The 8469-nt window shown below is 69.9% G+C and carries 11 protein-coding genes; 3 read left to right on the top strand and 8 right to left on the bottom strand.

Going from position 1 to position 8469, the window contains the following annotated elements; translation table 11 throughout:
* The 3 genes from J1C73_RS22915 to J1C73_RS22905 all read right to left on the bottom strand — a co-directional run.
* A partial coding sequence (locus J1C73_RS22915; RefSeq protein ID WP_207318070.1) for a GNAT family N-acetyltransferase occupies window positions 1-446 on the bottom strand: 446 nt, incomplete at its 3' end.
* A gap of 122 nt (window positions 447-568) precedes the next feature.
* The gene (gene mqnE, locus J1C73_RS22910; RefSeq protein WP_123459951.1) at window positions 569-1732 is read right to left on the bottom strand and encodes an aminofutalosine synthase MqnE; all 1164 of its coding nucleotides are present in this window, start codon (window positions 1730-1732) and stop codon (window positions 569-571) included.
* 89 nt (window positions 1733-1821) lie between these two features.
* Window positions 1822-2277 (bottom strand): Lrp/AsnC family transcriptional regulator, encoded by a 456-nt coding sequence (locus J1C73_RS22905; RefSeq protein ID WP_207318069.1) that lies wholly within the window; start codon window positions 2275-2277, stop codon window positions 1822-1824.
* A gap of 131 nt (window positions 2278-2408) precedes the next feature.
* Between J1C73_RS22905 and J1C73_RS35530 the strand changes: the two genes are divergently transcribed.
* Window positions 2409-2543 (top strand): hypothetical protein, encoded by a 135-nt coding sequence (locus J1C73_RS35530; RefSeq protein ID WP_260146689.1) that lies wholly within the window; start codon window positions 2409-2411, stop codon window positions 2541-2543.
* Between the two features lie 11 nt (window positions 2544-2554).
* Here J1C73_RS35530 and J1C73_RS22900 read toward each other — a convergent pair whose 3' ends face one another.
* Complete coding sequence (locus J1C73_RS22900) at window positions 2555-3220, bottom strand: UbiX family flavin prenyltransferase (protein WP_207318068.1); 666 nt, start codon at window positions 3218-3220, stop codon at window positions 2555-2557.
* 101 nt (window positions 3221-3321) lie between these two features.
* Here J1C73_RS22900 and J1C73_RS22895 point away from each other — a divergent pair, with 101 nt between their 5' ends.
* Window positions 3322-3963 carry a rhomboid family intramembrane serine protease gene (locus J1C73_RS22895; protein ID WP_207318067.1) on the top strand — a complete coding sequence of 214 codons (642 nt, stop codon included), beginning with the start codon at window positions 3322-3324 and terminating at the stop codon, window positions 3961-3963.
* On the opposite strand, the gene mqnP is transcribed toward J1C73_RS22895, so the two are convergent.
* From mqnP to J1C73_RS22875, 4 genes are all read right to left on the bottom strand, one after another.
* Window positions 3899-4816: a menaquinone biosynthesis prenyltransferase MqnP gene (gene mqnP / locus J1C73_RS22890; RefSeq protein ID WP_207318066.1), complete on the bottom strand. Its 918-nt coding sequence runs from the start codon at window positions 4814-4816 to the stop codon at window positions 3899-3901. The two genes, J1C73_RS22895 and mqnP, sit on opposite strands and share 65 nt — an antisense overlap.
* Window positions 4813-6270: a menaquinone biosynthesis decarboxylase gene (locus J1C73_RS22885; RefSeq protein WP_207318065.1), complete on the bottom strand. Its 1458-nt coding sequence runs from the start codon at window positions 6268-6270 to the stop codon at window positions 4813-4815. The genes mqnP and J1C73_RS22885 overlap by 4 nt, the downstream gene beginning before the upstream one ends.
* A 136-nt stretch (window positions 6271-6406) precedes the next feature.
* Complete coding sequence (locus J1C73_RS22880; protein ID WP_123462058.1) at window positions 6407-6751, bottom strand: hypothetical protein; 345 nt, start codon at window positions 6749-6751, stop codon at window positions 6407-6409.
* A 37-nt stretch (window positions 6752-6788) separates the two neighbouring features.
* A complete protein-coding gene (locus J1C73_RS22875; RefSeq protein WP_207318064.1) occupies window positions 6789-7523 on the bottom strand; it encodes a GntR family transcriptional regulator in 735 nt (244 codons plus the stop codon).
* A 102-nt stretch (window positions 7524-7625) separates the two neighbouring features.
* On the opposite strand from J1C73_RS22875, the gene J1C73_RS22870 reads away from it, so the two are divergent.
* Window positions 7626-8435 (top strand): class I SAM-dependent methyltransferase, encoded by an 810-nt coding sequence (locus J1C73_RS22870; protein WP_207318063.1) that lies wholly within the window; start codon window positions 7626-7628, stop codon window positions 8433-8435.
* Window positions 8436-8469: the final 34 nt, after the last annotated feature.

Below are 8469 nucleotides of genomic sequence, written 5' to 3'. Positions count from 1 at the left end.
ACCTCCTTGTAGCCGCAGGAGGCGTAGAACCGGTCGGCCCCCGTACCGCCCCGGCAGGTGAGCCGGATGGCCTCGACGCCCCCGAGGGTGCGCGCGGCGTCGGCGGCCGCGGCCAGCAGGGCGCGCCCGTATCCGCGGCCCTGGTGGCGGGGGTGGACCATCACCGTGTAGAGCCAGACCCAGTGGGCCATCAGCCGGTGCGTGTTGCGGGTGAGGAAGGCCGTGGCCGCGACGGCGCCCTCCTCGTCGTAGCCGACGAGGAGCCGGGCGCGCTCCTCGGCCATGGCGGTGAGGTGCTTGACGAGATCGGGCCGGACGTCCTCGACCGTGACGGGCGGCACGAAGCCCACCGCGCCGCCCGCGTTGGACACATCGGCCCAGAGCGCGGCGATACCGTCCCGCAGGGACTTGTCGAAGGTGGGGTCCAGCTCAAAAGTAAGTGCCATAAAGGCAGATTAACCATTACGGAGCCTGCCCTCAAACCCCGTCCGAAACGCGAGAAAGCTCCGGCCGGGACGGCGGCCGGAGCTTTCGTACAGCGCTGCGCGCACCCAGGGCGCGCGCCGGTTCAGACCCGCATGGGCTGCGGCGACTCGCGCCGCTCCGCGTCCGGGCCGGGGTACTCGCGGATGATCTCGTACCGGGTGTTGCGCTCGACGGGCCGGAAGCCCGCGTCGCGGATCAGGTCCAGCAGATCGTCACGGCCGAGCTTGTTCGGCGTGCCGTAGTTGTCCGCGTCGTGCGTGATCTTGTACTCGACGACCGAGCCGTCCATGTCGTCCGCGCCGTGCTGGAGCGCGAGCTGGGCGGTCTGCACACCGTGCATCACCCAGAAGACCTTGACGTGCGGGACGTTGTCGAAGAGCAGCCGGGAGACCGCGAAGGTCTTGAGCGCCTCCGCGCCGGTCGCCATCGTCGTCCGCGCCTGGAGCTTGTTGCGGATCTTGCCGTCCTTCATGTCCACGAAGTCGTGCTGGTAGCGCAGCGGGATGAAGACCTGGAAGCCGCCGGTCTCGTCCTGGAGCTCACGCAGCCGCAGCACGTGGTCGACGCGGTGACGGGGCTCCTCGATGTGCCCGTACAGCATCGTCGCCGGGGTCTTGAGACCCTTCTCGTGCGCGAGCCGGTGGATCCGCGACCAGTCCTCCCAGTGGGTGGCGTGGTCGACGATGTGCTGACGGACCTCCCAGTCGAAGATCTCCGCGCCGCCACCGGTCAGCGACTCCAGACCGGCCTCGATCAGCTCGTCGAGGATCTCGGAGGCGGAGAGCCCGGAGATGGTCTCGAAGTGGTGGATCTCGGTGGCGGTGAACGCCTTGAGGGAGACCTCGGGCAGCGCTTCCTTCAGCGCGCTCAGCGAACGCGGGTAGTAGCGCCACGGCAGGGTGGGGTGCAGCCCGTTGACGATGTGCAGCTCGGTGAGGCTCTCGCCCTCCATCGCCTTCGCGAGGCGGACGGCCTCCTCGATGCGCATCGTGTACGCGTCCTTCTCGCCCGGCTTGCGCTGGAACGAGCAGTACGCGCACGACGCGGTGCACACGTTCGTCATGTTGAGGTGACGGTTGACGTTGAAGTGGACGACGTCGCCGTTCTTGCGCGTACGCACCTCATGGGCCAGACCGCCCAGCCACGCCAGGTCGTCGGACTCGTAGAGCGCGATCCCGTCCTCGCGGGTCAGCCGCTCGCCGGCCCGGACCTTCTGCTCCAGCTCGCGCTTGAGTCCCGCGTCCACTAGGGCGCCTCCCATTTCTCTGCGTAACAGACTTCGCTCACCGTACTCCCCCGTCCGGCGCGGCCCGGTGACCCCCTCGGCTCTCCCCGTCAGCCCTCCTCGGGCAGGTCGCCGACCCGGTTCTCCCACTTGGTGGACAGCACGATCGTGGTACGGGTCCGCGAGACGCCCCTGGTGCCGCTGAGCCGGCGGATGGTCTTCTCCAGGCCGTCCACGTCACCGACCCGCACCTTGAGCATGTAGGAGTCGTCGCCCGCGATGAACCAGGCGTCCTCGATCTCGGCGAGGTCCTTCAGCCGGTGCGCGACGTCCTCGTGGTCCGCGGCGTCGGAGAGCGAGATGCCGATCAGGGCCGTCACCCCGAGTCCGAGGGAGGCCGCGTCGACGGTGGCGCGGTAGCCGGTGATGACTCCGGCGGTCTCCAGCCGGTTGATGCGGTCGGTGACGCTGGGCCCGGAGAGCCCCACGAGCCGCCCCAGCTCGGCGTACGAGGCCCTGCCGTTCTCCCTGAGGGCCTGGATGAGCTGCCTGTCCACCGCGTCCATGTGACTGAACCTTCCATTATTCAGCAGTTTCGCGAATCTACGTGTAGAATCTAAGGCATGCAGGCGTCAGAGCCTGCAATTCTTTCCGAACATCCAAAAAATGCTTTCGAATCTTCAGGAGTGAAAACACCGTGTACACGATCGAGATGGCCTACGCCCGGATGCGCGAGCTGCAGGACCTGGCCAACCGCTCGCGTGCCCACCAGCCCGCCGCTGCCCACCGGGTCGACCGGACCCGCAACCCGCGCGCAGCCAAGAAGCGCTGACCCCACCCGGATCAGCCACGGGAGCCGCCACCGAGCTCTCCCTCCCAGCGGCGGTACAGCAGGTGCGGCACCCCTGCCGCGTCCAGCACCCGCCCCGCGACGAAATCCACCAGATCCTGGATGTGCGTCGCACCCGCGTAGAACGCCGGAGAGGCGGGCAGCACGACCGCGCCCGCCTCGTCCAGGGTCACCAGATGCTTCAGCGTCTGTCCGTTGAGCGGGGTCTCGCGCACCGCGACGACCAGCTTCCGCCGCTCCTTGAGCGTCACGCTCGCGGCCCGCTGCAACAGGTCCTTCGAGAGCCCGAGCGCCACCCCGGCCACACACGCCGTGGAGGCCGGGACGATCAGCATCCCCTTCGCCGGGTACGACCCCGAGGACGGCCCGGCGGCCAGATCGCCGGCGGCCCAGTGCCGCACACCGGACACATCCACCTCGAAGGTGCGCGGCTTGCCGTCCGCACCCCGCGCCAGCCAGTCGCGCAGGTCCTCCTGCCAGTGCGCGTCACGGAACGCGATCCCGGTCTCGTCCAGCAGGGTCAGCCGCGACGCCCGGCTCACCACCAGATCGACGCTCTCCCCCGCGGCCAGCAGACCGCGCAGCACCGCAGCGGCGAATGGTGTGCCCGAAGCGCCTGAAACCCCGACAATCCAAGGCTGTCGCTGCTGCTGACTCACTGAAATCCCGGAATCCACAGGACCGAGCCTATCCGGCACGCACCACCCGGAACCGAGCCAGGGGCTCCGTACGTTCCGACGGATGAAGGGGGGTGTGTTCCATGAACGCCACGCACACGACGACCGGAGCCCGTGCCCTCGTGGCGGGCGCGGTCATGCTGGGCTGGGTCGGGCTGCTCTGGGTGCTGGAGGGCATCGACCTCGCGACCGGCCACAGTCTGGACAGCCACGGCATCAGCCCGCGCGAGCCGGGCGAGCTGCTCGACATCGTGCCCGCCGCCTTTCTGCACAGCGGCTGGGCGCACGTCGCGTCGAACAGCGTCCCGCTGCTGGTCCTGGGCTTCATCGCCGCACTGGGCGGTCTGCGCCGCTTCGCCGGCGTGGTGCTCACCGTGATCGTGATCGGCGGCCTCGGCGTCTGGCTCACCGCTCCGGCGAACACCGTCACGCTCGGCGCGTCGGGCGTGGTCTTCGGCCTCTTCGGCTATCTGCTGGTCCGCGGCTTCGTGGACCGCCGCCCGCTGGACGTGGTCGTCGGCGTGATCATCGCCGCGGTGTACGGCTCGCTGCTCCAGGGCGTCCTGCCGACCGATCCGGGCGTCAGCTGGCAGGGCCACCTCTTCGGCCTGATCGGCGGAGCGGTGGCCGCGTTCGCGTTGCGCCGCGGCGCCCGGCCGCTCAGACCGTCAGGCCCCGCACCAGCAGATCCAGCAGGGCGCACGCGAACAGGGCTATTCCGATGAACCCGTTGACCGAGAAGAACGCCCGGTTCAGCCGCGACAGATCGTGCGGCCGCACCACCCGGTGCTCGTACACGAAGGCCACGGCGACGATCACCATGCCGGTCCAGTAGAAGAGCCCCGCCTCGGTGGCCAGTCCGAACCAGACCAGCAGGCCGGTCGTCACCGCGTGGCAGACCCGCGCGCCCCAGAGCGCGCCCGGAATGCCGAACCGCGCCGGGACCGAGAGCACCCCGTGGGCCCGGTCGGCCTGCACGTCCTGGCAGGCGAAGATCAGGTCGAAGCCGCCGATCCAGATACCGACGGCCAGCCCCAGGATCACCGCGTCCCACGACCAGCTCCCGGTCACCGCCAGCCAGGCACCGACCGGCCCCATGGCCTGGGCGATCCCCAGGATCGCGTGCGGGTAGTTCGTGAACCGTTTCCCGTACGGATAGACCACCATCGGGATCACCGCGAGCGGCGCGAGCGCCAGACAGAGCGGGTTCAGCAGCGCCGCCGCACCGAGGAAGACGACGACGGCGACGAGCGCCCCCGTCCACGCGGAGCGCACCGACACCGCGCCCGTCACCAGCTCACGGCCGGCGGTACGGGGGTTGCGGGCGTCGATCTCCCGGTCGATGATCCGGTTCGCGGCCATCGCGAAGGTGCGCAGCCCGACCATGGCGATGGTGACGAGCAGCAGGGTCGCCCAGTGGATCGACTCGTCGTCCTGGAACATCGCGGTCAGCGCGGCGATGAACGCGAAGGGCAGCGCGAAGACCGAGTGCTCGATCATCACGAGCCGCAGGAACGCCTTGACCTTGCTGTTCGGTTGCGCGGGCTCGGAGCCCAGAGTCGCTTCGGCGGCGCTCACAGTCCGTATTCCTTCCACCGGCGGTCGACCTTCGCCGCCGTGTCCGGGTCGGACTCGACCATGTCCGGCCAGCCCCCGTCCCGGGTGTAGCCCTCCTCGGGCCACTTCTTCGTCGCGTCGATACCGGCCTTGCCGCCCCAGAACTGCTGGTAGGAGGCGTGGTCGAGATGGTCGACGGGCCCCTCGGCGACGGTCAGGTCCCGCGCGTAGTCGGTATTGCCGAGCGCCCGCCAGGACACCTCGTGCAGATCGTGGACGTCGCAGTCGGAGTCCACCACGACGATCAGCTTGGTCAGCGACATCATGTGCGCGCCCCAGATGGCGCTCATCACCTTCTGGGCGTGCTTCGGGTACTTCTTGTCGATCGAGACGATGGCGCAGTTGTGGAAACCGCCGGACTCGGGCAGGTGGTAGTCCACAATGTCCGGCACGATGATCTTGAGCAGCGGCAGGAAGAACCGCTCGGTGGCCCGCCCCAGCGGCCCGTCCTCGGTCGGCGGCCGGCCCACCACGATCGACTGGATCAGCGGGCGCCTGCGCATCGTCACGCAGTCGATGGTCAGCGCGGGGAACGGCTCCTGCGGCGTGTAGAAGCCGGTGTGGTCGCCGAACGGCCCCTCGGGCAGCGTCTCCCCGGGCTCCAGCCAGCCCTCGATGACGACCTCGGCGTTGGCCGGGACCTGGAGCGGGACGGTCTTGCAGTCGACCATCTCGATGCGCTTGCCCTGGATGAACCCGGCGAACAGGTACTCGTCGATGTCCCCGGGCAGCGGCGCGGTGGAGGCGTACGTCACCGCGGGCGGCGCCCCGAAGGCGATGGCGACCGGCAGCCGCTCACCGCGCCTGGCGGCGACCTGGTAGTGGTTGCGGCTGTCCTTGTGGATCTGCCAGTGCATCCCGATGGTGCGCCGGTCGTGGCGCTGGAGCCGGTAGAGCCCCAGGTTCCGTACGCCGGTCTCGGGGTGCTTGGTGTGCGTGAGGCCCAGATTGAAGAACGAGCCGCCGTCCTTGGGCCAGGTGAACAGCGCGGGCAGCTGGTCCAGGTCCACGTCGTCGCCGGTGAGGACGACCTCCTGCACCGGGGCGTTCTCGGCCTTCACCTTCTTGGGCGGTACGTGGACCATCGTCCCGAGCTTGCCGAAGGCCTCCCGGACCCCGACGAAGCCGTGCGGCAGCTCGGGCTTGAGCAGTCCGCCGATCTTGTCGCTGATCTCGGAGTAGGACTTCAGCCCGAGCGCCTTGAGGAGCCGCTTGTCGGTGCCGAACACGTTCATGGCCAGGGGCATCGAGGAGCCCTTGACGTTCTCGAAGAGCAGCGCGGGCCCGCCGGCCTTGTTCACCCGGTCGACGATCTCACCGACCTCCAGGTAGGGGTCGACCTCGGCCTTGATGCGCTTGAGCTCGCCCTCGCGCTCCAGAGCCCGGAGAAGGGATCGAAGATCGTCGTAAGCCATGCTGACCAGTATCGGCCACCGGTCGCCCCGGGCCCGTCACCGGGTCCGGGTCCCCGGCGGGCGCAGGCGGGGACGACGCCTCGGCCAGGGCGGACGCGGCCGGGCAGAGCTGCCGGCTGCCGCCCTCGCCCGGTGTTCACGTCCCGCGTACGTCACCCGGCTCCGTGCGGCCCCCGTCGCCACTGCCGTACGGGGGCCGCCCGCCCCTGCTCTCGGCGATCCGCAGCGCATCGGCCAGGCACTCGGCCAGGCGGGCCGCGGCAAAGCGGAGCTCCGTCGCCGACGCACCGGGGGCGGCGATGATCGGCCGGGCGCAGCCGAGGACCTCGGCGCCCATGCCCAGTTGTACGGCCTCCATCTGGTCCGCCACCCGCGACACGTATCCATGGCCGTCCGTACGCAGGTAGCACGGTCCACCGTCCGGCCGGGGCCATGGCAGTAACCGGGCACGTGAGGCGTCGAGTTGCTCTGGGGCGCTCATGGTCATGAGACTGGATCGGTGGACCGGTCCGGTCAAGCTATTCGCCGCTTCTTCCGCCCATCGGGTAGCTCTCGATCTGCTCCCAGAGGTGCCCGGGCGTCACGCCCTCCTCGCACACCAGCACCTCGCCCGCGTCGTCACTCGCCGTGTGAAGGACGACCGCCACGGCGACCGGTCCGCTGAGCCCCAGGGACTCGGCCTCGGGGGCGGAGGCCAGCCGGACCGAGGTCACATCGGCCCCCTGGACCGGAGACCTGCCGAGCGTCCGCGCCACGTAGTGCGTGGTGCCCTCCGCGATCGGCCCCTTCTGGGCGAGCCTCGGGCAGCGGTCCGCCACGTTCTCCGGGAACCAGGCCGTGACCAGCGACAGCGGCGAGCCGTCGTCGAGCAGCATCAGCCGGTCACGGCGCAGAGCGACGGCCCCGGCGCCGAGCCCCATCGCCTCGGCCACCCGCCTGGGCGGCTCCTCCTTCCCCGGCGCCCCCAGACGCCGGAAGGGGCTCCCGCCGGAGACACGGGACGATCCGGCGAATCGGCGGCCCACCGGGCGGGCCACCGGAGTCTCCACGACCGTGAACCCCGCGCCCTGCCGGGCCGCGACAAGCCCGTCGCCACGCAGGACGTCCATCGCCTTGATGACGGTGGCGCGCGACACCGCCCACTGCTCGCACAGGTCGCGCCCGGAGGGAAGAAGATCACCCGGCCCGAACTCGCCCTCCGAAATCCTGATGCGCAGGGACTCGGCGATCTGCTCGTACTTGAGTAGCGGCACAACGTCCTCCTGGTGACTGGACAGGTCAACCGGCTAGGTTAGCGCAGGGATTCACCCGCTGCGGCTCCGGCCAGGAACCCCGGCCGGGAACAGGACGGACTCATGACGGCTCACCAAGTCCCCACGGGAATCATCGAGTTCTACACCTCCACCATCAACGAGGCGGACCGGCTCAACGTCCCGGCCGACGGTGTACTGGAAATGGTCCGGACACAGGAGCTGCTGCGTCGCCACCTCCCGCCCGCACCGGCATCCGTGCTCGATGTCGGCGGCGGCCCGGGGACTCATGCGCGATGGCTCTCGGACGACGGATACCGCGTCCACCTCGTGGACCCGGTGCAGCGCCATCTCACCGAGGCCGGGGACTGCGGCTGCACCGTCGAGCTGGGCGACGCACGGGAACTGAGCGCGCCGGACGACTCGTACGACGTGGTTCTGCTGCTCGGCCCGCTCTACCACCTCGTCGAAGCCGCCGACCGCATGACCGCCCTCGCCGAAGCCCGTCGTGTGGTCCGGCCCGGCGGGCTCGTCGCCGCGGCCGGCATCAGCCGGTACGCCTCGCTGTTCGAGCACACCGCCCTCGCACACCTCGACAGCGCCTCGCTCCAGCAAGGCATCGCCAAGATCCTCGCGACCGGTTCGCACGACGGGAAGAAGGGCTTCACCGAGGCGTACTTCCATACGGGCGCGGAGCTGGAGGCGGAGATGAGCGGAGCCGGTTTCACCGGAACCCGGGTGTACGGGATCGAAGGTCCCACCTGGGCGCTGCTGAAGGCGACCGAGCGGCACACCCGCGAATCCCTCACCCAATCGCGCATGTTCGCCTCCGCCCTCGCGGCGGCCCGCATGGCCGAGCCGTACCCCGATCTGCTCGCCGCCAGTTCCCATCTGCTCGCCGTGGGGCGCAACTGACACCGGTTACCCTGGGCCCGTCACCGGGGCGGGG

Source organism: Streptomyces laculatispora (genome assembly GCF_017353455.1).
GTDB lineage: Bacteria > Actinomycetota > Actinomycetes > Streptomycetales > Streptomycetaceae > Streptomyces > Streptomyces laculatispora.
Note: the sequence above shows the minus strand (reverse complement) of the source record. Positions and strands in the feature narration are given on the sequence as shown.

What these genes read in the sequence shown, in the direction of transcription:
- J1C73_RS22905 (WP_207318069.1), bottom strand. Translation starts at nt 2,277, where the DNA reads ATGGACGCGGTGGACAGGCAGCTCATCCAGGCCCTCAGGGAGAACGGC.
- J1C73_RS22895 (WP_207318067.1), top strand. Translation starts at nt 3,322, where the DNA reads ATGAACGCCACGCACACGACGACCGGAGCCCGTGCCCTCGTGGCGGGC.
- J1C73_RS22870 (WP_207318063.1), top strand. Translation starts at nt 7,626, where the DNA reads ATGACGGCTCACCAAGTCCCCACGGGAATCATCGAGTTCTACACCTCC.
- J1C73_RS22880 (WP_123462058.1), bottom strand. Translation starts at nt 6,751, where the DNA reads ATGAGCGCCCCAGAGCAACTCGACGCCTCACGTGCCCGGTTACTGCCA.
- J1C73_RS22885 (WP_207318065.1), bottom strand. Translation starts at nt 6,270, where the DNA reads ATGGCTTACGACGATCTTCGATCCCTTCTCCGGGCTCTGGAGCGCGAG.